Source organism: Paractinoplanes rishiriensis (genome assembly GCF_016862375.1).
Classification (GTDB): Bacteria; Actinomycetota; Actinomycetes; order Mycobacteriales; family Micromonosporaceae; genus Actinoplanes; species Actinoplanes rishiriensis.
This window is the reverse complement of record NZ_BOMV01000071.1, coordinates 28565-48612: the sequence shown is the minus strand read 5'-3', so window position 1 is coordinate 48612 and position 20048 is coordinate 28565. Positions and strand designations below refer to the sequence as shown.

19 protein-coding genes are annotated in these 20048 nt (G+C 71.5%); 9 read left to right on the top strand and 10 right to left on the bottom strand.

Annotated elements, in window-relative coordinates:
- Genes Ari01nite_RS33500 through Ari01nite_RS33490 form a run of 3 tightly spaced genes read right to left on the bottom strand, consistent with a single transcriptional unit; the run spans position 1 to position 2758 of the window.
- A complete protein-coding gene (locus tag Ari01nite_RS33500) occupies positions 1–744 on the bottom strand; it encodes an ATP-binding cassette domain-containing protein (RefSeq protein ID WP_203786249.1) in 744 nt (247 codons plus the stop codon).
- Positions 741–1712, bottom strand: coding sequence for an ABC transporter permease (locus Ari01nite_RS33495; RefSeq protein ID WP_203786248.1), 972 nt, complete (start codon positions 1710–1712; stop codon positions 741–743). The genes Ari01nite_RS33500 and Ari01nite_RS33495 overlap by 4 nt, the downstream gene beginning before the upstream one ends.
- Positions 1713–1714: 2 nt before the next feature.
- Positions 1715–2758 (bottom strand): substrate-binding domain-containing protein, encoded by a 1044-nt coding sequence (locus tag Ari01nite_RS33490; RefSeq protein ID WP_203786247.1) that lies wholly within the window; start codon positions 2756–2758, stop codon positions 1715–1717.
- A 132-nt stretch (positions 2759–2890) separates the two neighbouring features.
- Between Ari01nite_RS33490 and Ari01nite_RS33485 the strand changes: the two genes are divergently transcribed.
- The 4 genes from Ari01nite_RS33485 (at position 2891) to Ari01nite_RS51040 (ending at position 9349) form a co-directional block, all read left to right on the top strand.
- The gene (locus Ari01nite_RS33485; RefSeq protein ID WP_203786246.1) at positions 2891–4090 is read left to right on the top strand and encodes an ROK family transcriptional regulator; all 1200 of its coding nucleotides are present in this window, start codon (positions 2891–2893) and stop codon (positions 4088–4090) included.
- 146 nt (positions 4091–4236) lie between these two features.
- Complete coding sequence (locus Ari01nite_RS33480) at positions 4237–6006, top strand: ABC transporter ATP-binding protein (protein ID WP_239163251.1); 1770 nt, start codon at positions 4237–4239, stop codon at positions 6004–6006.
- A complete protein-coding gene (locus Ari01nite_RS33475; RefSeq protein WP_203786244.1) occupies positions 6003–7799 on the top strand; it encodes an ATP-binding cassette domain-containing protein in 1797 nt (598 codons plus the stop codon). The genes Ari01nite_RS33480 and Ari01nite_RS33475 overlap by 4 nt, the downstream gene beginning before the upstream one ends.
- A gap of 29 nt (positions 7800–7828) precedes the next feature.
- Positions 7829–9349, top strand: a complete 1521-nt coding sequence (locus tag Ari01nite_RS51040) for a serine/threonine-protein kinase (protein WP_275410898.1) — start codon at positions 7829–7831, stop codon at positions 9347–9349.
- Between the two features lie 90 nt (positions 9350–9439).
- Here the strand turns inward: Ari01nite_RS51040 and Ari01nite_RS33465 are convergent, their stop codons facing one another.
- Together Ari01nite_RS33465 and Ari01nite_RS33460 are read right to left on the bottom strand one after the other, a co-directional pair.
- Positions 9440–10516: a hemolysin family protein gene (locus Ari01nite_RS33465; RefSeq protein WP_203786243.1), complete on the bottom strand. Its 1077-nt coding sequence runs from the start codon at positions 10514–10516 to the stop codon at positions 9440–9442.
- The gene (locus Ari01nite_RS33460; RefSeq protein ID WP_203786242.1) at positions 10513–11874 is read right to left on the bottom strand and encodes a hemolysin family protein; all 1362 of its coding nucleotides are present in this window, start codon (positions 11872–11874) and stop codon (positions 10513–10515) included. The genes Ari01nite_RS33465 and Ari01nite_RS33460 overlap by 4 nt, the downstream gene beginning before the upstream one ends.
- Positions 11875–11992: 118 nt before the next feature.
- Here Ari01nite_RS33460 and Ari01nite_RS33455 point away from each other — a divergent pair, with 118 nt between their 5' ends.
- Positions 11993–12571 carry a PadR family transcriptional regulator gene (locus tag Ari01nite_RS33455; protein WP_239163249.1) on the top strand — a complete coding sequence of 193 codons (579 nt, stop codon included), beginning with the start codon at positions 11993–11995 and terminating at the stop codon, positions 12569–12571.
- Complete coding sequence (locus Ari01nite_RS33450) at positions 12499–14049, top strand: FAD-dependent monooxygenase (protein WP_239163248.1); 1551 nt, start codon at positions 12499–12501, stop codon at positions 14047–14049. The genes Ari01nite_RS33455 and Ari01nite_RS33450 overlap by 73 nt, the downstream gene beginning before the upstream one ends.
- A 73-nt stretch (positions 14050–14122) precedes the next feature.
- Here the strand turns inward: Ari01nite_RS33450 and Ari01nite_RS33445 are convergent, their stop codons facing one another.
- From Ari01nite_RS33445 to Ari01nite_RS33430, 4 genes are read right to left on the bottom strand one after another with little or no spacing between them, the layout of a single operon-like run.
- The gene (locus tag Ari01nite_RS33445) at positions 14123–14710 is read right to left on the bottom strand and encodes a dihydrofolate reductase family protein (RefSeq protein ID WP_239163247.1); all 588 of its coding nucleotides are present in this window, start codon (positions 14708–14710) and stop codon (positions 14123–14125) included.
- Positions 14707–15534: a metalloregulator ArsR/SmtB family transcription factor gene (locus Ari01nite_RS33440; protein WP_203786240.1), complete on the bottom strand. Its 828-nt coding sequence runs from the start codon at positions 15532–15534 to the stop codon at positions 14707–14709. Before Ari01nite_RS33440 ends, Ari01nite_RS33445 begins: the two co-directional genes overlap by 4 nt.
- Positions 15535–15567: 33 nt before the next feature.
- On the bottom strand, positions 15568–16338 hold the full coding sequence (locus tag Ari01nite_RS33435; RefSeq protein ID WP_203786239.1) for an SAM-dependent methyltransferase: 771 nt from the start codon (positions 16336–16338) through the stop codon (positions 15568–15570).
- A 40-nt stretch (positions 16339–16378) separates the two neighbouring features.
- Complete coding sequence (locus tag Ari01nite_RS33430) at positions 16379–17359, bottom strand: helix-turn-helix transcriptional regulator (RefSeq protein WP_203786238.1); 981 nt, start codon at positions 17357–17359, stop codon at positions 16379–16381.
- A gap of 63 nt (positions 17360–17422) precedes the next feature.
- Here Ari01nite_RS33430 and Ari01nite_RS33425 point away from each other — a divergent pair, with 63 nt between their 5' ends.
- From Ari01nite_RS33425 to Ari01nite_RS33415, 3 genes are all read left to right on the top strand, one after another.
- Positions 17423–18382, top strand: a complete 960-nt coding sequence (locus Ari01nite_RS33425) for an alpha/beta fold hydrolase (RefSeq protein ID WP_239163246.1) — start codon at positions 17423–17425, stop codon at positions 18380–18382.
- A gap of 18 nt (positions 18383–18400) precedes the next feature.
- Positions 18401–18772: a hypothetical protein gene (locus Ari01nite_RS33420; RefSeq protein ID WP_203786237.1), complete on the top strand. Its 372-nt coding sequence runs from the start codon at positions 18401–18403 to the stop codon at positions 18770–18772.
- Positions 18773–18858: 86 nt separating this feature from the next.
- Entirely contained in the window at positions 18859–19239 is a 381-nt protein-coding gene (locus tag Ari01nite_RS33415; RefSeq protein ID WP_203786236.1) for a hypothetical protein, read from the top strand.
- A gap of 105 nt (positions 19240–19344) precedes the next feature.
- On the opposite strand, the gene Ari01nite_RS33410 is transcribed toward Ari01nite_RS33415, so the two are convergent.
- A complete protein-coding gene (locus Ari01nite_RS33410) occupies positions 19345–19935 on the bottom strand; it encodes a class I SAM-dependent methyltransferase (protein WP_239163245.1) in 591 nt (196 codons plus the stop codon).
- Positions 19936–20048: the final 113 nt, after the last annotated feature.

Genomic DNA, 20048 nt, shown 5'->3' with positions numbered 1-20048 from the left:
TCAGGCGCTCTTGGCGCCGGTGATGAGGGCGACGATCTCTTCGCCGGTGGTGTCGACGGTGCGGCGGCCGCCGACGCAGCGGCCGGCACGCATCACCCACACCTGGTCGGACAGGCGCATCACCTGGTCGAAGTTGTGGCTGATGAGCAGCACCGCGCGGCCGTCGTCACGGAGCTTGGTGATCAGCTCCTCGACCCGGGCGGTCTCCTGCACGCCGAGCGCGGCGGTCGGCTCGTCCATGATCACGAGTTGCGAGCTGAAGCCGGCCGCCCGGCAGATCGCCACCGCCTGGCGCTGGCCGCCGGAGAGGCGGCGCACCCGGCTGGTCACCGCGGGCACGTTGACCGCGAGGGTGGAGACCATCTCCTTGGCCTCGCGCTGCATGCCGCGCCGGTTGAGCACGGCCAGCGGCCCGAGCTTGTGCACGAGTTCGCGGTTGAGGAACAGGTTTTGCCACACCGTGAGGTCTTCGACCAGCGCCAGATTCTGGTGGACGGTCTCGATGCCCTTTTCCCGGGCGTCCTCGGGCGACCTGAGGTGCAGTTCCGCGCCGTTCATGGCGATCGTGCCGGCGTCCGGCCGGTGCACGCCGGCAATGCAGCGGACCAGCGTGGACTTGCCGGCGCCGTTGTCGCCGACCAGGGCGGTGATCTCGCCCTCGGCGATCGTGAGGGAGACGTCTTTCAGGGCTTGGACACTGCCGAAGGCGAGCGAGACGCCGTCGACACTCACCAGTGCGCTCATCTTTGGAACCTCGTGAGTAGGGCGGCGAGGACGACCACGAAGCCGACCGCCAGCGGCTGGTAGAACTGCGAGACGCCGAGCAGGGTGAGCCCGTTGGTCAGCGCGGTGAGCAGCAGCGCACCGATGACCGGCCCGGCGATGGTGGCGCGCCCGCCGAGCAGGCTGACCCCGCCGAGCACCACGGCGGCCACCGAGTTGAGCAGGAACGACGTGTTCGAGGCCGGTTCGGCGGCGCCGACCCGGGCGACCAGCAGGATCGCGGCCATGCCGGCCAGCAGGCCGGACACGGCGTACACCGCGATCTTGATGCGGGCCGTGCTGATGCCGGTGGCGTTCGCCGCCTCGGCCGAGCCGCCGGTGGCCAGCACGTGCGTGCCGAACCGGGTGTGGAAGAGGAAGCCGTGCGCGATGACCGCGACGACCGCGGCGATGATGACGGTCCAGCCGAAGATGCCGATGCCGCCGGTGGAGAGCTTGAGCAGGAACGTGTCGATGATGGTGACCGGCTTGCCGTCCGCGAAGATCAGCGCGGCGCCGGAGGCCGCGGACAGCATGCCCAGGGTGACGATGAAGTCGGTGATCTTGCCCTTGGCGATGACCAGGCCGTTGATCAGGCCGGCCGCGGTGCCGGCGGCGACTGCCGCCACGCACGACCAGGCCAGGCCCCAGCCGTTCGTGTAGGCCTGCCCGAAGGTCACCGCGCCGAGCGTCATCATCGACGCGACCGACAGGTCGATGCCGCCGGTGGCGACCACGAAGGTCTGCCCGACCGCCAGGATCACCAGGATCGCGGCGGCGACCAGCATCGAGGAGATGTTGCCCGAGCTGAGGAACGTCGGGTTGAGGATCTGGAAGACGACGACGAGCAGGACCAGGCCGACGGCGGCGGCCCACTCGGCCCAGAAACTCACGTCCTTGAGCCGGCTCGTCCAGGCGGTGCTGCGGGCGGGGATGGTGGCGGTTGCCATGATCAGCTTCCCAGGAGCGTCTTGAAGGGGTCGTCGTAGGTGCCGAACGGCTTCGGCGTGGCGGCGAGCGCCTGGTCGGCGTTCTCCTTGGTGACCACCTCGACCGGTGCCTCGACGTTGGCCGGCAGGGTCGCGCCCTTGGCGGCGGCCTGGCACGCCTCCATGCCCATCAGGCCGATGGCGTACGGGTACTGCGCCACCACGGCGTCCACCTCACCGTTCTTGACCGCGGTGAGCGCGTCCTTGATGCCGTCGACACTGATGATCTTGACCTGGCCGGCCTTGCCGGCGGTGACGACCGCGCGGGCGACACCCAGGCCCATGTCGTCGTTGGCGACGAAGAAGCCCTTGAGGTCGGGCTGGGCCCGCAGGATGTTGGTGGCCTGGGTCAGTGCCTCCTGCCGCTCCCAGTTGGCGGCCACGGTCTGCACCAGTTCGAGCTTGCCGGTGGTCGCCTGCGCGAACCCGTCGACCCGCTGACCGCTGGTCACGTCGCCGGCGATGCCGCCGATCGCGGCCACCTTGCCGCCGTCCGGCAGCAGCTTGAGCATCTGCTCGCCGGCCTTCTGGCCCGCGGAGGTGTTGTTGGTGCCGATGTAGGTGGCGGGGGCGGCGTTGGCGGCCTTGGCCGCGGCGGCCTCGACCGGGCTGTCGATGTTGACGATCGTCTTGTCCCTGGCCGCCAGCTGCGCGATGCCCTGGATCAGGTTGGTGCCGGAGATCGGGTTGACGATGTAGCAGGAGAAGTCCTGGCCGGCGAGGCCGGTGAGCTTGTCGGCCTGGCCCGTGGTGTCGGTGATCGAGTTGGCCGCCTGCACGGTGACCGCGCTGCCCGAGGACTGTGCCTGCTCCTTGATGCCCTGCTCCATGGACTGGAAGAACGGGTTGTCCAGGCCCTTGATGACCGCGGCGACCTTTGCGCTGCCGCCGGCCGGGTCGCCGGAGCCGCCGCCCGCGTCGTCGGAGGAGCCGCAGGCGGCGGTGAGCAGCAGCGCGGCGGCGGAAACGGTGGCCGCGACGCCGCGGTGGATCGGAATTCGTGGCATGGGGAGGCACCTTCCGGAGGGAGTCATGCATGTGACGTCGATGTTTCGACAAATTAGAGACCGAGTTATGACGGATGTCAAGCAAAAGGTTCGCCACTTCCGTACAGGCGGCAACCGTAATACGATGCTGCGGTGTCTACGAGCCCGTCTTCCCTCGGCGCCACCGTGGCCGGGATCGGTGAGGTGCTCCAGCTGTTCCGGAGCCGGCCGAGCCTGACCAGGGCCGACGTCATCCACCTCACCGGCCTGTCCCGGTCGACGGTCAACCAGCGGATCGAGCTGCTGGTCGGCGCCGAGCTGGTGGTGCCCAGCGGCGAGGGCACGCCCACCGGCGGCCGTCCGGCCAGCCGGTTCACGTTCCACTACCAGCGCGGCGTGCTGCTGGTGGCCGACATCGGCGCCACCGGCATGCGCACCGCGCTGTGCGACCTGCTCGGCAACGTGAAGGACGAACGGGAACGGGCCATCGACGTCGCGGCCGGGCCCGATCCGGTCCTGACCGCCGCGCACGTGATGTTCGGCGAGTTGCTGACGGCCGCCGGGCGTACGCCGCAGGAGGTTTTCGGCATCGGCATCGGGGTGCCCGGCCCGGTCGACTTCGACAGCCGGCAGGTGGTCAGTCCGCCGATCATGAGCGGCTGGGACAGGTACGACATCCCGGGCTGGTTCGCCGACAAGTACTCGTGCGCGGTCCTGGTCGACAAGGACGTCAACGCGATGGCCTTCGGCGAGCAGCGCATCGTCTATCCCGACGTCCGGCAGATGCTGATGGTCAAGGCCGGCACCGGCATCGGCGCCGGGATGGTCCTGGGCGGCGAGATCTACCGGGGGGCCGACGGCGCGGCCGGCGACATCGGGCACATCCAGGTCACCGTCGACGACGCCGCGGACGAGCCGATCTGCCGCTGCGGCAACACCGGCTGCGTCGAGGCCTACGCGGGTGGCTGGGCGCTGGTGCGTGACCTGCGCGCGGCCGGTAAGGAGGTGACCACGGTCGACGACGCGGTGGCGCTGATCCGCACCGGCGACACCGCCGCGGTCCGGCTGGCCCGGCGTGCCGGCCGCATCATCGGGCACGCCATCGCCGACTCGGTGAGCCTGGTCAACCCGCGCGTCGTGGTGATCGGCGGCCAGCTGGCCCGGATCGAGGAGCAGCTGTTCGCCGGCATCCGCGAGATGGTCTACCGCCGATCGCTGCCGCTGGCCACCCGTAACCTGCAGATCGTCGCCACCCGGCTGGACAACCGTTCCGGCCTGGTCGGGCTCGCCCTGCTGCTGGCCGACCGCATCTTCGCGCCCGATCGGGTCGAGGCGCTGGTAGCCAGCACCTGAGGTAATTGGGTTGCCCATCGGCGCCGGTCGATCGAGACTGCTCGCCATGCGCTGACCTCCGCACCGACATGTCCGGCGTGCCCACCTCGCGTGCACGCCGCTGTTCCCATGCGGCCAGGGCCCATGCGGCCAAACGGAGGATTCTTTTGTCACGGCGTGCACTCGCCGAACGCATCGCGCTGCTCAAACGCCTGCGGTGCGTCGGTACCGGCCTGCTGGCCGGCCTCATCCTGTCCACCCTCGTCGCCGGCCTGGTGCCGGCGGCCACCGCGGTCACTTTCGGGGCGCTGGTCGGCGGCGTCGCCGGTCCCGCGATGACGTTGTTGCTGGCCTACCTGACGGTCGTGCTGCTCGGCCACGTGCTGACCACCGTCCGGGAGCCGCTGGCCTATCTCGCGCGGATGCGCATCGACGGCGCGCACCGGGCCGAGGTGGCCCGGCTCGCCGCCACCAGCACCACGATCGGCGGCCTGGAAGGCGCCGGCGTGCAGGCGCTGATCCGGCAGGCCCGCGCCGACCCGGAGAGCTTCATGGACGGCACCCCGGGCCCGGGAACGCTGGCCCAGGTCGACATCCTGGGCCGGCTGACCGGGATCGCCGGCGCCGCGGTGGTCCTGGCCGCCTTCCGGTGGTGGCTGGCCCCGCTGCTCGCCGTGGCCGCCGCCGGCCTGCAGGGACTGGCCCAGCTGGAGGGCCGGAACTGGCGGCGGGTGTGGACCGGCGTGCTGGTGCCCAGCCAGCGCGCCGACGTGTGGTCGGAGGCACTGGTCTCGCCCGGTGAGGGCAAGGACCTGCGGATCTTCGGCGCCGCCGGGTGGGCGGTCGAGCAGTCGCAGGGCTACCTGCGGTCGGCCTTCGATCCGATGTGGCCGGTGGGCCGCCGGATCCTCGTCCGTCAGCTGTGCGAGATCCCGCTGCTGTTCGTCCCGCTGGCGATCGCCTATCTGGCAGTCGCCGGCGGCGGGGTGCCGGTTGCCACCGCGGCGGCCGTGTTCGCCGCCGCGATGAGCATCTACCCGGCGGACGCCCACCAGGCGCACCAGACCATCAACGCGCTGACCTGCGTGCGCGCGTACGACCAACTGCGTGCCGAGCTCACCTCGGCCGCCACGACGGACCCGGCGGTGGCGGAACCGCCGGCGGGCGTGCCGCGGATCCGGTTCGACGACGTGAGTTTCGGCTATCCGGGCACCGGCCGGACCGTGCTCGACCGGCTCGACCTGGAGATCCGGCCGGGGGAGCTGCTCGGCATCGTGGGGCTCAACGGCGCCGGCAAGTCCACCCTGATCAAGCTGCTGGCCCGGCTGTACGAGCCGACCGCCGGCCGGATCACCGCGGACGGCACCGACCTGGCCGCGATCGGCGCCGAGGCCTGGCGGCAGCGGATCTCGATCGTCTTCCAGGACTTCGTGCGCTACCACCTGAGCGCCGCCGACAACGTGGCGCTCGGCAACGCCGCGGTGCCCCGGGACGACGCGGCGCTGGCGGCCGCGGCCCGCGACGCCGGCCTGACCGACGTGCTGGCCCGGCTGCCGGACGGCTGGCAGACGCCGCTGGCCCGGGCCCGCACCGGCGGGGTGGATCTCTCCGGCGGCCAGTGGCAGCAGGTGGTGCTGGCCCGGGCCCTGTACGCGGTGCGCACCGGCGCCCGGGTGCTGGTGCTCGACGAACCCACCGCGCACCTGGACGTGCGCACCGAGTTCGCGGTGTTCGAACGGCTGGCCGCGCACCGCGGCGACGCCACCGTGGTGCTCATCTCGCACCGGCTCTCCACGGTGCGCCAGGCCGACCGGATCGTGCTGCTCGGCGACGGCCGGATCGCCGAGTCGGGCAGCCACGACGAGCTGATGGCCCGCCGCGGCCGGTACGCCGAGATGTTCACCACCCAGGCCCAACGCTTCCAGGAGTCCGCATGACCCGTTACCTCGGACTGCTGGCCGAACTCCTCCGCGAGTCGTGGCGGCGCTACCCGTTCCCGACCGCCGCGGGGCTGGCCGCGGTCGTGCTGGCCACCGCGACCACGCCGGCTCTGGCTCTGGCACTGCGGCACGCGGTGGACGGCATCGTCACCGCGGACGAGCGCGCCGCGGCCGTCGGTGCCCTCGCCGCCGCCGGGATCTTCGCCCTGGACCGATACCTGCGCGATGCCGGGGAGGTGTACGAGAAGGTGCTGGCCGACCAGCTCGGCGCGGTGCACCTGCGCGGCCGGATCGAGCGGACGCTGGCCGGCCTGGACCGGCTCGACCACCTGGAACGCACCGACCTGCTGGACCGGGTGACCGCGCTGCAGGGCGCCGGCTGGCGGATCGGCCACGCGCCCTGGCAGGCGGTTCACGCCGTGGCCGGCGCCGTTCAGCTGGGCCTGCTGCTGTTCCTGCTCGGCAGCCAGGTCGACCCGTGGCTGGTGCTGCTGGTCGGATTCGCCGCCGTGCCGCTGTGGTTCGACCAGTACGGGCAGCGCGCGGTGAGCCGGGCCACCATGGACACCGCCGAGGCGTTCCGGCTGCAGCGCCACCTGTTCAACCTGGCCACCGGCCCCGACGGCGGCAAGGAGATCCGGGTGGCCGGGGCCGGCGCGGAGATCGCCCGGCGCCAGCGGGCGGCCTGGGACGAGGCGATCCGCGGCCGGTACCGGGCCCGGCTGCGGGCCGCGGCCTGGCGGCTGACCGGCTGGACCGTGTTCACCGCGGGTTTCGGGGCCGGCCTGGGGCTGGTCGTGCACCGGGCGGCGAACGGCCAGGGCACATTGGGCGACGTGGTGCTGGCGATGACCGTGGCGGTGACGCTGCGCGACGCGCTGCAGGCCACGCTGTTCGGAGTGCAGGTGACGATGGAGGGCCGGGCCGGTGGCGAGCCGCTGCTGTGGCTGCGCGACTATGCCCGGCGGGCGGCCCGCGACCGGGGTGCGGGGCAGCCGCCGGCCACGCTGCGTGACGGTCTCACGATCTCCGGCGTCAGCTTCACCTACCCGGGCACCGGCCGGCCGGCGCTCGACCGGGTCAGCTTCCGGGTTCCGGCCGGGTCGGTGGTCGCGGTGGTGGGTGAGTACGGGTCGGGCAAGACCACCCTGGTCAAGCTGCTGGCCAAGTTCTACGCCCCGGACCACGGGCGGATTCTCGTCGACGGCCAGGATCTCGCCGGGCTGGACACCGGGGCGTGGCGCGCGCGGTGCAGCGCCGCGTTCCAGGACTTCGGCCGCTTCCACGTCCGGTTCGGCGACGCCGTCGGCATCGGCGACCTGCCACACCGGGAAGATCAAGATCAATTGCAGGAGGCGGTACGCGCTGCCGACGCGGACGGGCTGGTGGCGGGCCTTCCGGACGGGTTCGGCACCCAGCTCGGGCGCCGGTTCGACGGGGTGGAGCTGTCCGAGGGCCAGTGGCAGAAGACGGCGCTGGCCCGCGCGTCGATGCGCCGGGAGCCGCTGCTGTTCGTGCTCGACGAGCCGACCGCCTCGCTGGACGCGCCGAGCGAGCACGTGATCTTCGAGCGCTACCTGGCCCGGGCCCGCGACCTGGCCGCCCGTACCGGCGCCGTCACGGTGATCATCTCGCACCGGTTCTCGACGGTCACCGGCGCCGACCGGATCCTGGTGCTCGACCAGGGGCGCCTGGTCGAGGAGGGTACCCATCGGGAGCTCCTGGACGCGGGCGGCCGCTACGCCGCCGCATACGCGATCCAGGCCACCGCGTACGCCCATGATGTTTGATCTTTCGATGCGGCGGGCACCGGCTCGCCGTGGAGCGCGACCTGAAACTCGGTGGCCGCTACCGGCTCATCGACCCGCTCGGCGCGGGCGGTATGTCGGTGGTGTGGCGGGCCGAGGACGAGGTCCTGGGCCGCGAGGTGGCGGTCAAGGTGATGTCCGCCGAACTGGCCGCCGACCCCACGCTGCTCACCCAGCTGCACGCCGAGGCGCGGGCGGCCGCCGGACTGCGGCACGTCAACGTGGTGGAGGTGTACGACTACGGCGAGAGCCTGGTCGGCGGGGTGCCGGTGCCCTATGTGGTGATGGAGCTGGTGGCCGGCCGGTCGCTGAAGGACCTGCTCAGCGCCGGTCCGCTGCCGTGGCCGGTAGCGGTGCTGATCGGCGCGCAGGTGGCCGCGGCGCTGGCGGCGGCGCACGGGCGCGGGGTGGTGCACCGGGACGTGAAGCCGGCCAACGTGATGGTCACCGCGACCGGCGTGAAGCTGGTCGACTTCGGCATCTCGGCGGCGGTGGGCGAGCCGGACAGTGTGCTCGGCACGCCCGCCTACCTGGCACCGGAACGGCTGGCCGGCGGCCTGGTGCGGCCGGCTACCGACGTGTACGCGCTCGGGCTGCTGCTCTATCTGATGCTGGCCGGGGAGCTGCCGTGGCGGGCGTCGACCACGACGGAGATGCTGGTCGCGCATCGCTATCACGATCCGGCCGATCTGCCATCGGTGGCGGGGCTGCCGGCCCGGGTGGCGTCGCTGTGTGCGGGATGCCTGGGCAAGGAGCCGGCCGACCGGCCGTCGGCAGCGGACGCGGCGCGGGTGCTGGCGCAGGCGGCCGGGCTGCCGGCGATGTCACCGCTGCCGACCGGCGCGGACGACGATGTGGACGATGACCTCGCCACCACCCGGGTCGCCGCCGGTCGTGGTGCCGGCGGTTCCGGTGCCGGCGGTAACGGTGCCGGCGGTTCCGGTGCCGGCGGTCATCGGGCTGCGGGGACCGGTTTCGGGCGCCGCCTCGCGGTGGCGGCGCTGGCGCTGGCCGTGCCAGCCGCAACGACCGGCGCCTGGTGGTGGAACGACCGTGCCGAACGGACCCCGGCCACCGCGGCTCTCGGCGCGCCGATCAGCTGCAGCGTGCGCTACCACCTGCGGGACGTGTCGGCCGGGCGCACCTCGGCCACCCTCACCCTGGTCAACGACGGTGCCGTGCCGCTCGACCGCTGGCGGTTGTCGTTCCGGCTGCCCGGCGACCAGAAGCTCCTGCGCGGCAGCAACGCCACCTGGCACCAGGACGGCGACGTGGTCCGGGCCGACGGCACGAAGCTGGTCCCGGGCAAGGCGCTGACCACCACGATCGAGGCGTCCTACGGGGAGGCCACCGCGCTGCCCGACGAGTTCACGCTCAACGCGGTGGCCTGCAGGTCCGATTTGTCCTTCCAGGGGCGGACGGCCGAGGGGACGGCGGAGCCGGTCGCGAAGGTGAAACCGGCCGATCCGCCCGCAAAGAAGGCCAAACCGGCGGCCGTCAAGCCAAAGCCAAAGCCCGCCAAACCGGCCTGACCCGTTACGGCGCGCCGGAAGCTGGACAGCACCGAAAGGCACCAGCGCCACCGTCGCTGACGACCGGGCCGGCTCCGGCGCACACCGGGATCAGCGGGCGCTGTGCGTCCGGCCCGCACGCCGGGCCGCGTCGATCACCGGGTCGGTTTCGTCGTCGAACTGGCCGATCACCTGTTCCAGCAGGTCCTCGAGGGTTACCAGGCCGAGCACCTCGTCGGCCGTCGAGACCAGGGCGAGCTGGACACGCTGCTGGCGCATGGCGGCGATCGCGTCCAGCACCGTGGTGTCGCCCGCCAGGGGGAGCGGCGTCGACATCAGGGCCCGCGCGGTCTCCTGGCGGCCGTAGCTGGTGACCTTGGCGGCGTCGCGGACGTGCACCACGCCGACGATCGTGCCGTCCTCGTCGGTGACGGCCAGCCGGGAGCGGCCCGTTCTGGTGCTCAGGATTTCGACCGCGCGGGCGTCGGTGCCGGCCTCGACCGTGACGATCTGTGAGGTCGGCACCATCACGTCGCGTACCGTCGTGGATTGGACCTGGAGCATCGCGGTGAGCAGTTCGTGCTGCGCCGCGGCGATCGTGCCGTGCTCCTTCGACGTCTCCAGCAGCATCCGCAGCTGTTCCGGGCTGTGCACCTGGGCCAGTTCGTCCTGCGGCGTCACCTTGATGGCCCGCAGGCAGGCGTTGGCCAGCCCGTTGAGCGCGGTGAGCACCGGCCGGAACACCGTGGTGAAGCCGATGAACGGGATCGCCAGCAGCTGGGCCGAAGTCTCCGGGTGGCTGATCGCCCACGACTTCGGCGCCATCTCGCCGACCACCACGTGCAGGAAGCCGACCAGGGCAACCGCCAGGACGAAGGCGATGCCGTACGCGAACGTCGCGGGCAGGCCGAGCGTCTCGAACACCGGTTCGAGCAGGTGCGCGACCGTGGGCTTGGCCAGCGCGCCGAGGCCGAGCGTGCAGAGCGTGATGCCGAGCTGCGCGCCGGCCAGCATCATCGAGAGCTGGCGGGTGCCGGCGATCGCGGCCCGGGCGCCCCGGGAACCCTCGGCCGCGGCGTTCTCCAGGCGGTGGCGTTTCGCGGCCACCAGCGCGAACTCGGCGGCCACGAAGAACGCGTTCAGCACCAGCAGCAGGAACGAGATCAGCAGGGCCCAGGTGGTGCTCATCGGCGTACCTGACCCTCGTGCCGCAGGGACATGGCCACCCGGTCCGGCACGTGCCGGCGTACCTCCAAGACCTTGAGTTTTGCCCGGCCCGGCGGCTGCGGGTTGCCGTCCTGGTCGACCGCGGGCGGCAGCGGCACCTCGACCTCCTCACCGGCCGCGGGCAGCCGGCCGAGACGAGCCAGGATCAGGCCGGAGACCGTGTCGTAGGCGTCGTCGGTGGGCAACAGCACCCCGGTGGCCTCGGCAATCTCGTCGATCCGGGCCCGGCCGGGAATCTGCCAGGACCCTTCGGCCTCGCCGTCCCGCTCGATGGTCGGCTCCGGCAGGTCGTCCTCGTCGCGGATCTCGCCGACCAGTTCCTCGGCCACGTCCTCCAGCGTGATGATGCCGGCGAAACCGCCGTATTCGTCCACCACGATCGCGGTCTGCCGGTGCGCCGCCTTGAGCCGGTCGAGCACCTCGGGCAGCCGGGCCGACGCGGGCACCACCACCGGCGGCGTGGCCAGGCCGAGCACGATCGTGGTGGTGCGCTCGGCGGGTTCCAGGGCGACCACGTCGGCGATCGACACCACCCCGACCACGTCGTCGACGTCGTCACCGATCACCGGGAACCGCGAGTGACCGGTGTCCAGCAGCTCGACCACGCGCTGCACCGGCTCGAAGGCACCGATCGTGACGACGTCGACCCGGGGCCGCATGGTCTCGGCCGCGGTGCGGTCCCGGAAGTCCAGGCCGTGGTCGAGCAGGCGGGCCGCGTGCGCGTCCAGAGTGCCGTGGGTGCTGGCCGCCGCGATGATCCGGTCCAGGTCCTCCGAGGTGGCGCCCTGCGGCAGTTCCTCGATCGGCTCGATCCCGACGGCCCGCAGCAGCCGGGTCGCGGTGGCGTCGAACACCCGGATCAGCGGCCCGACCACGGCCAGGTAGACCAGCGTGGAGCGGGACAGCGCGCGGGCCAGCGCCTCGGGCTTGGCGATCGCGAGGTTCTTGGGGGCCAGCTCGCCGAGCACCATCTGCACCACGGTCGCGAACAGCAGCGCCACCACCATCGAGATCGAGGTGCTGACCGCCGCGGCGACGCCGGCCGCGCCGAGCAGCTCGGCCGTGCCGCGGCCCAGGAACGGCTCCGCCACGTAGCCGGCCAGCAGGGCGGTCACGGTGATGCCGACCTGGGCGCCGGACAGCACGAAGGAGAGCCGCTGGGTGACCTTGAGCGCCCGGCCCGCCGCCGCGTCGCCGTCCTCGCTCATCCGCTTCAGGCGCTCGCGGTCGACCGCCACGTAGGCGAACTCCTGCGCCACGAAGTAGCCGGTGGCCGCTGTCAGCAACACGATGGACAGGACGCCGATCGCGATCAGCACGATGCACTACCACCCGTAGCTGCATCTTTGGTCACGCACCGCAAGCTAACACGGGCACCTGCGCAGTCGCTGGGAGAACTGTATAGTCGGAACCGACTATTAGGAACCGGTGATATCTGTGACGATCAAGAACACGCTGGCGCTGGCGGTGCTCGGCCTGCTGCAGGAAAAGTCCATGCACCCCTACGAGATGACGGCCACGCTGCGCGAGCGTCAGAAGGACGGCAACTTCAAGATCAATTCGGGTTCCCTGTACGACGTGGTGCAGTCGCTGGTGCGGCACGGCTGGATCGAGCCGGTGGAGACCCAGCGCGCCGGCCGCCGGCCCGAGCGCACCGTGTACGCGCCCACCGAGCTGGGGCAGGGCGAGTTCGTGCGGTGGATCGACGAGCTGATCCGCAAGCCCGTCGCCGAATACCCGAAGTTCCTGGCCGCGGTGTCGTATCTCGGCGCACTCGGCCCGGACGGTGCCGCCGACGCGCTGACCGAACGCGCCGGCCACCTGCGGGACCAGATCGCCGCACACCGGCAACTGCTGGCCGAGACGGTCGGCTCCGGTCAGCTCCCGCGGCTGTTCATGATCGAGGGCGAGTTCGCGCTGCACGCCCTGGAGGCGGAACTGGTGTGGATCACGAGAACCGCGGCCGAGATCCGGGACGGCAGCCTGGCCTGGCCCACCTCGAGCTGGCCGGCATGACCGGGGTGCTGATCACCGGGGCCGGCCCGGCCGGGCTGATGCTGGCCGTCGAGCTGCGGCTGGCCGGGATCGCGGTGACCGTGGTCGAGCGCGATGCGCAGCGCCCCGGGTACTGCCGGAGCTTCACGCTCAACGCACGCTCGCTCGACCTGCTCGCGCGGCGCGGCCTGGCCGATCGGCTGATCGGCGAGGGCTGGCCGGTGCCGCACGCGCCGTTCGCCGGACTGCCGGTGACGCTGGGCCTGGCCGGCGCGCACACCGATCATCCGTTCACGCTCGGCATCCCGCAGACCCGGGTGGAGGAGGTGCTGGAGGAGCACGCGCTGGCACTGGGTGCCGAGATCCGGCGGGGCTACGAGCTGCGGTCACTGGTGGAGGACCCGGACGGGGTCGGCGACGGCCAGCTGCGCGCGCAATACCTGGTCGGCTGCGACGGCGGCCGCAGCACGGTGCGCAAACTGGCCGGCATCGACTTCCCTGGCACGCCGTCCACCCACTATTCGCTGCTCGGCGACGTCGAGATCAAAACCGATGTGCCGTACGGCATGACGACCGGCCCGGGCGGCGCGGTCTTCGTCATCCCGCGCCCCGGTTACGTCCGCATCGTCACCGACGACCCGGATCCGTCCGCGCCGGTCACGCTGGAGCGCCTCCAGTCGACGGTCGCCCGGGCCCTGGGCCGCCACGTGGAACTGGCCGCCCCGCGCTGGCTGACCCGTTTCGGCAACGCGGCCCGGCAGGCCACCGAATACGTCAGGGGCCGCGTGATCCTGGCCGGCGACGCCGCCCACATCCACCCGCCGGCCGGCGCGATCGGCGTCAACGTGGCCCTGGACGACGCGGTCAACCTGGGCTGGAAACTGGCCGCCGCGGTGCGCGGCGACGCACCGCCCCACCTGCTGGCCACCTACCACCGCGAGCGGCACGCGGCCGGCGCCGCGGTGCTGGCCAACACGCGGGCCCAGATGCGGCTGGGCGCGGCGGCACCGGACCTGCTGGCCGATCTGCTGGGCCGGGTCGCCGAGCATCCGGCGGGCAACCGGGCGCTGGCCGAGATCGTCACGGCCTTGGACACGCGCTACGAGATGCTGCCGGACGGCGACCACCCGTGGCTGGGCCGCCTGGTCCCCAACCTGAAGCTGACAACCGCCGCCGGAGCAACCGACGTGGCAACGCTGCTGCGCACCGGCCGCCCACTCCTCCTCGACCTGTCCGCGCCTGCCGCGCCTGCCGCGCCTGCCGCGCCTGCCGCGCCTGCCGCGCCTGCCGCGCCTGCCGCGCCTGCCGATCTTGACGTGGCGGCCGGGTGGGGCGGCCGGGTCGACATCGTCAGGGCTATCTGTCCCGACCACCCGGACCTTGCCGGGCTCCTGATCCGGCCGGACGGTCATGCGGCCTGGCTGCAGACCACCGGCCAGCCGGTCGGCGGCCTCGGCGAGGCTCTCGAACATTGGCACGGCCCGCAGCATCGGGCATAACCCGTCGATCGCGGCAAAAGCGGCGCCACCGTTGCTTCCGGGCGCGACCCTGCTTTCCGGGCGGGCCGCCCGATCAGCGGAGCCGGTCGTACATCAAGGCGATGGCGCCGTGGTCGCCGGCGGATTCGCTGACCAGTTGCCACTTGGCCGGCGGGAGGCCGTCGTCGAACAGGCGCGGGCCACCACCCAGGAAGATCGGGAAGATCATCAGGGCCAGCCGGTCGACCTGGTCGGCCGCGAGCAGGGCCTTGATGATGCTCGCGCTGGAGAAGACGACGATGTCTCCGCCGTCGGCCTCGCGGAGATCGGCGACCACCTCGGTGGCCGGCTTGTTGACCACCGTCGTCCGCTCCCACGGCGCCTCGGTGAGCGTCGACGAGAGCACCACCTTGTCCACGTCGACCAGCCACTTCGCGAAACCCACGTCGCGCGGGTCGGCGCCCTCCATCTCGATCAAGGCGGGCCAGTAGCCGATGAAACCCTCGGCGTTGACCCGGCCGAGCAGTGCCGTGGTGGCCGGCTGGTAGAGGTTGGTGACGTGCTCACGGGCGACGTCGGTCACGGCGTACGGCATCACCCAACTCATGTCGATCGGGTTGTCCGCCTTGGCGTAGCAGCCGTCGAGGGACAGGCTCATGTTGGCGACCACTCTGCGGGTCATGATGCGCTCCTTGAGTCGAGGCCGGCGACCACGGCCGCCAGCTTGGTGAGGCTCTGACCGAAACCGATCTCGATCCCAGCGATGAAGTCGGCCGAATCCACCGTGCTCCCGGTGATCCGGTACTGAATGGCGAGCATGGTGCCGCCGCCGGCGGCTACCAGGTGGAACTCGAGGTGGGCGGTGAACGCACGGCCACCGTCGGGCAGGAGCGGAGAGAGGTGGTACGCGAGGAACTCGCCGGCCCGTACCGCGTCGACCGCACCCTCCGCGCGCCCGACCACCACGTCCGAGCCGTCGAGGTCCTCGACATCGCGGTACTCCTGGACGATCCGCCCACCGGGCCGCGCCTCGAAGACCAGTTCGGACACACGCAGGTCGTCCGGCGTCCACCAGGTCGCGAGCAGTTCGGTCTCGGTGAGGTGCCGCCAGACGACGTCCGGCTCCGCGGCCAGCGACCGGTCGAACCGGAACTCGCGCTCATCGGCCCAGCCGGCCCCGTCCGCCGCCAGCCGTTCGGCCTGCATGCTCATCCCGTACCGGGCAAAGTCGCCGGTCGATCCCTCGTCCGCGGCGTCGGCCAGCGCGTGGAGCGCCGCCGCCAGCTCCCGCAGCGGCCCGGGATTCAGCGCATAGATGCGCCGCTGCCCACTGCGCTGCGCGGTGACCAGGCCGGCGCGTTCGAGATTTTGCAGGTGCTTGGTCGTCTGCGGCTGCCGGGCCGAGGCCAGCTGGGCCAGCACCCCGACCGGCCGGGGCCGCCCGGCCAGCAGCTCGACGAGCCGCCACCGGGCGGGATCGGCCAACGAGGCAAGGATCGCGTCCATGCCGGCTAGTATTCTCCGAGGAGAATATTCCTGTCAAGGAATAGTTCTGGCGATGACTCGCGTGAACCCGAGGTTGCGGCCGGCGTCGGCCTTCAGCATCTCGGCTTCCCGGCGCCCCACGGTGCGGGCGAACTCGTCGTCGGTCACCTCGAGCGTCACCTCGCTCCAGGCCAGCCAGTCCCGCCAGCCGTCCTCGAGGAAGTCGGCGCGGACGTCCCTGACCACGCCGCTGCGACGCCACAGGAGCTCCCACCAGGCGGGTGAGTGGAAGGTCCAGAAATCCGGCTCCCAGTAGGGCGCGAGGTGCTCGGGCAGCCCGTCGTCCAGTTCCGCGACCAGCCCCGGAACGACGATCCCGAGGCGTCCGCCCGGAGCCAGGAAGCGGCGCAGGTAGCTGAGGTAGAGCCCGTCCGTCCCGAAGTAGTGGTAGGCGTCGACGCTGACGATGGCGTCGAAATACCCCTCGGCGAACGGCAGGTCGTGTGCCTCGGCCAGCACCGGCAGGATTCGCCCGCCCTGCCCGGCGGCCTCGATCCGCTGCCAGTTCTCGGTGGGCTTGATCCAGAGGTCGGCCGCCACCACCTGGACGTCGTACTCCTGGGCCAGAAAGATCGAGGTGGCCGCCTTGCCGCACCCCAGGTCGAGCACCCGTGCCCCGGCCGGCAACTCCAGGGCCTGGCACAACCATTCCACCAGCCAGATGGCGTTGGGCCCCATCCAGTTCTCGATCATCCACTCCGGCGCATACCCCGCACTGCGCGGAAACCGCGCCCGCGCCAGCCGCCGTCCCATGTCCTCGGTCATCCGCGCAGGGTCACACCGCCGCCCCGGCAGGTCGACCGATTTATCCCGGACTACCGCCGTCCTCGTGCCGGTTGCGGCCGTATCGCTCGACGAGCGCGTCGCCGATCGAGGCCAGGTGGTCTCGTACGCCCGGCGGGCCGGTCACCTCGAGCCATTCGACCAGCCAGGCCAGCTCGCCGGCGAGCATGTACTCGTTGTGGCCGCGGATCACGACCTCGATGCGGCCGTCGGTCGTGGGACCTCCCACCTCGAGCCGTCCGCCGAGCATCATCCGGAGCACGCTGATCCCGTCGGGTGCGCACACCGCCTGGATCTCGAGCGGCGTCCGCCTGCGGTCGACCTCGTCGGCGATCTCGCGCCAGCTCCCGGCAAGGTCGAAGTCCGCGGGTCGATGCACGGGATCGCCGGTCGGTTCGGCGGAGGACACGCGGTCAACACGGAAGGTCCGCCGGCCGGCGCCGGTGCCGGCGACGAGGTACCACGACGGCCCTTTGGCGACGATGCCCAGCGGGTGGACGGTTCTCGAGGTTTCGGCGCCGTCGCGGTCGACGTAGCCGAGCCGCACCTGGACGCCGCGAATCACCGCGTCCTGGAGTTCGTCGAGGAACCGGGGTGGCCGGCGCTCGACCGGAACCGATCCCCATCGTTGCGGGTCGGTGACCAACGACGACGCCGCCGCCTCGGCCTGCACCCGGAAGGGCTCCGGCAGGGCCCGGACCAGCTTGCGCAGGGCTGCTTTCACGGCCGGAGTGGCAGCCGAGGCCGGCCCGGCGACCAGGAACAGGGCGCGGGCCTCGCTGGCGGTGAGCCCGGACAGGTCGGTGCGGGCGCCGCCCACGAGGCGCCAGCCGCCGCTTCGGCCCTGCAGGGAGTACACGGGCACGCCGGCCATGGCCAGGGCGTCGAGGTCGCGGCGGGCGGTGCGCTCGGAGACCTCCAGCTCTCGGGCGACCTCGGCGGCGGTCACCTGCTCGCGCTGTTGCAGCAGCAGGAGGATGGCCATCAGCCGGTCGGCTCGCACGCCGGCAACACTTCCACAAAAACCGGTCAGAGGATGACCGGTTTTCCTCGGCAGGATGTCGGCATGACCGCGTTGTTTGAATCCACCGATTTTCCCGAGTCCACCCTCATTGCCGTCAACGGTGTGGAACTCGAAGTCTTCGAAGCCGGCCGGCGCAATGCCGGAAAACCCATCGTGCTCTGTCACGGCTGGCCGGAGCACGCCTTTTCCTGGCGCCATCAGGTGCCCGCACTTGCCGCGGCGGGCCACCATGTCATCGTCCCGAACCAGCGGGGTTATGGCAATTCATCCCGACCGGCCGCGGTGACCGACTACGACATCGAAAACCTGTCGGGTGATCTCGTCGCACTTCTCGATCACTACGAATACGACGATGCCACCTTCGTCGGGCATGATTGGGGGGCAGCTGTCGTCTGGGGCCTGGCCCTGCTGCATCCGGACCGTGTCAACAGAGTGATCAACCTGAGCGTGCCCTACCTCGAGCGCGGGGAAAAGCCCTGGATCGAGTCCATGGCGGAGGCGCTCGGCGGCGACTTCTATTTCGTCCACTTCAATCGGCAGCCAGGTGTCGCCGACGCCGTATTCGACGAGAACACCTTCCAGTTCCTTCGCAACATGTTCCGTAAGAACGAGCCCCCGCGAGAGCCTCGGCCAGGTATGGCGTTGATAGACCTCGCCAGGGCAGAAACACCGCTCGGTGACCCCGTAATGAGCGACAGCGACCTGGCCGTTTTCGTCTCCGCCTTCGCATCAACCGGGTTCACGGCCAGTCTGAATTGGTACCGGAACCTCGACCGTAACTGGCGCTTGCTGGCGGACGTGGACCCGATCGTCCGGCAGCCCACGCTCATGATCTATGGCGACCGTGACGTGGTGCAAAAATCCGAAAGGCTGACCGAATTCGTGCCCGACGTGGAGGTGGTCAGCCTGGACTGTGGTCATTGGATCCAGCAGGAGAAGCCGGCGGAAACGAACCAGGCGATCCTGAAGTGGTTGGACCAGCGGGATGCCCGGGCGGCCTGAACGTGTTCAAATATGGCCATGGGAAGGGCACAAGCGGTGCGCCCGGCCGGCGTCGGGGCGAGTGCCGGGCGGCGGTGGTCGGTGGGGGCCGTGCTGTACAGCCTGGTGACCGGCGGGATTCTGCTGCTGGCACCGTTGTCGGCCGGGCAGATCGCGGGGCAGGCGGTGGAATACCGCAGCCTCTTGGCGAGCGACGGCCCGGGCGTGGCCCTCCTGACGGCAGTGCCGGTGCTGGTGTGTGCGCTGCCGCTGGTGGTCGCGGGACGTGCGCTGGCCTGGGCCTGTGCCATCGTGCTCGGCGTCGGTGTGCTGGCCGGTCTGGCCTCGGTCGGCGCCTTCTACGTTCCCGCCGTGGTGCTGCTGGCGATCGGGGCCGCGCGCCGGACCTGAGTGGGGACGTCAGTCGTCGGATCGCTGGTTGCCGGCTCCCTTCGCCGGTCTGGGTCGAGGGGCAGCGTAGCGGCGAGGTGCACGCCATGGCCGGGTCGTCGCGGCTGCGGGTCGAGCTCCTGTTCGTGCGGGTGGGGGAGGAGACCCCGGTCCGGCTCGCCCTGGCGCCCGAGACGTACTGGGAGAGCGAGGCGGCGCTCGACGCGGTCCCGATCTTCGATCACGCGGTCGAATACCTGGACGAGCCGGTGGAGCGGATCCGGCGGACCGAACTGGTCGTCACCGACCCGGCCAGCGGCAGGTGGCGGCGGGTCGTCGAGCGGGACATCGTCTGGTACGGGCAGGTGGGCGGCCGGCGGGCGCCGTACTTCCACATCCGGTACACGGCCGGCCAGCGCGAACAGACCATCTACTCACTGCATGCCGGCCCGTCCGTCCACACCGTGAGGGCTGGTGTCCGGGTCTAGGTCCGTAGTCGCCCTGACCGCGCGGCGCGACCTGGACGGGAGCGGTGCTGGGCGAGAAAGCGGCCGGACCGCAAGTCGCGCAGACCTCGGCCCACCGGAAGCTGTCTAGGTCAGGACGGCTACCAGGAAGTCGGCGTCCTTGCCGAACGGGCGCAGGTCCCAGGCGCTCAGCAGCAGGTCGGGGTGGAGGCCGGCGTCGGCGGCGTCGGTCAGGAACTCGGTGAAGTCGTAGCCGCGGCCGGCGCCGAAGCCGATCACCGCCCGGCCGCCGTCGGCCAGGTGGGCGCGGAACCGGGCGAGGATCGCGCGCCGGGTGCCGGGGGCCACGAAGGTCATCACGTTGCCGGCGCAGACGATCACGTCGAAGCCGGGTGGGTCCAGGTCGAGTTCGGTCAGGTCGCCGGTCAGCCAGGTGGGACCGGGGTGGTCCGCCCGGGCGGCTTCGATCAGGGCCGGGTCCAGGTCGACGCCGACCACCGCATGGCCCAGGCCGGACAGGTGACCGCCCACCCGGCCGGTGCCGCAGCCCGCGTCCAGGATCCGGGAGCCCCGCGGCGCCATCGCGTCGATCAGCCGCGCCTCGCCGGCCAGGTCGTCGCCGCGGGCCGCCATGCCACGGAACCGGTCGATGTACCACTGGGAGTGGCCGGGGTTCTCGGCGATCTTGCGGAGCCAGAGGTTGTCGTGAGAGGTCATCCCGGTCATGGTAAACGTTTCCGGGAGCAAGCGCCCGGGCCTCGACGAGATCGCCGCGAGTGTGCTGATCGCGGCCGCCGTGCGGGCCGGGCCTAAACGGTTCCCCTCCGCAT

Coding starts and splice junctions, on each gene's coding strand:
- Ari01nite_RS33500 (WP_203786249.1), bottom strand. CDS start 744: ATGAGCGCACTGGTGAGTGTCGACGGCGTCTCGCTCGCCTTCGGCAGT.
- Ari01nite_RS33495 (WP_203786248.1), bottom strand. CDS start 1,712: ATGGCAACCGCCACCATCCCCGCCCGCAGCACCGCCTGGACGAGCCGG.
- Ari01nite_RS33490 (WP_203786247.1), bottom strand. CDS start 2,758: ATGCCACGAATTCCGATCCACCGCGGCGTCGCGGCCACCGTTTCCGCC.
- Ari01nite_RS33475 (WP_203786244.1), top strand. CDS start 6,003: ATGACCCGTTACCTCGGACTGCTGGCCGAACTCCTCCGCGAGTCGTGG.
- Ari01nite_RS33465 (WP_203786243.1), bottom strand. CDS start 10,516: ATGAGCACCACCTGGGCCCTGCTGATCTCGTTCCTGCTGCTGGTGCTG.
- Ari01nite_RS33445 (WP_239163247.1), bottom strand. CDS start 14,710: ATGACCCGCAGAGTGGTCGCCAACATGAGCCTGTCCCTCGACGGCTGC.
- Ari01nite_RS33440 (WP_203786240.1), bottom strand. CDS start 15,534: ATGGACGCGATCCTTGCCTCGTTGGCCGATCCCGCCCGGTGGCGGCTC.
- Ari01nite_RS33435 (WP_203786239.1), bottom strand. CDS start 16,338: ATGACCGAGGACATGGGACGGCGGCTGGCGCGGGCGCGGTTTCCGCGC.
- Ari01nite_RS33425 (WP_239163246.1), top strand. CDS start 17,423: ATGACCGCGTTGTTTGAATCCACCGATTTTCCCGAGTCCACCCTCATT.
- Ari01nite_RS33420 (WP_203786237.1), top strand. CDS start 18,401: ATGGGAAGGGCACAAGCGGTGCGCCCGGCCGGCGTCGGGGCGAGTGCC.
- Ari01nite_RS33415 (WP_203786236.1), top strand. CDS start 18,859: ATGGCCGGGTCGTCGCGGCTGCGGGTCGAGCTCCTGTTCGTGCGGGTG.
- Ari01nite_RS33410 (WP_239163245.1), bottom strand. CDS start 19,935: ATGACCTCTCACGACAACCTCTGGCTCCGCAAGATCGCCGAGAACCCC.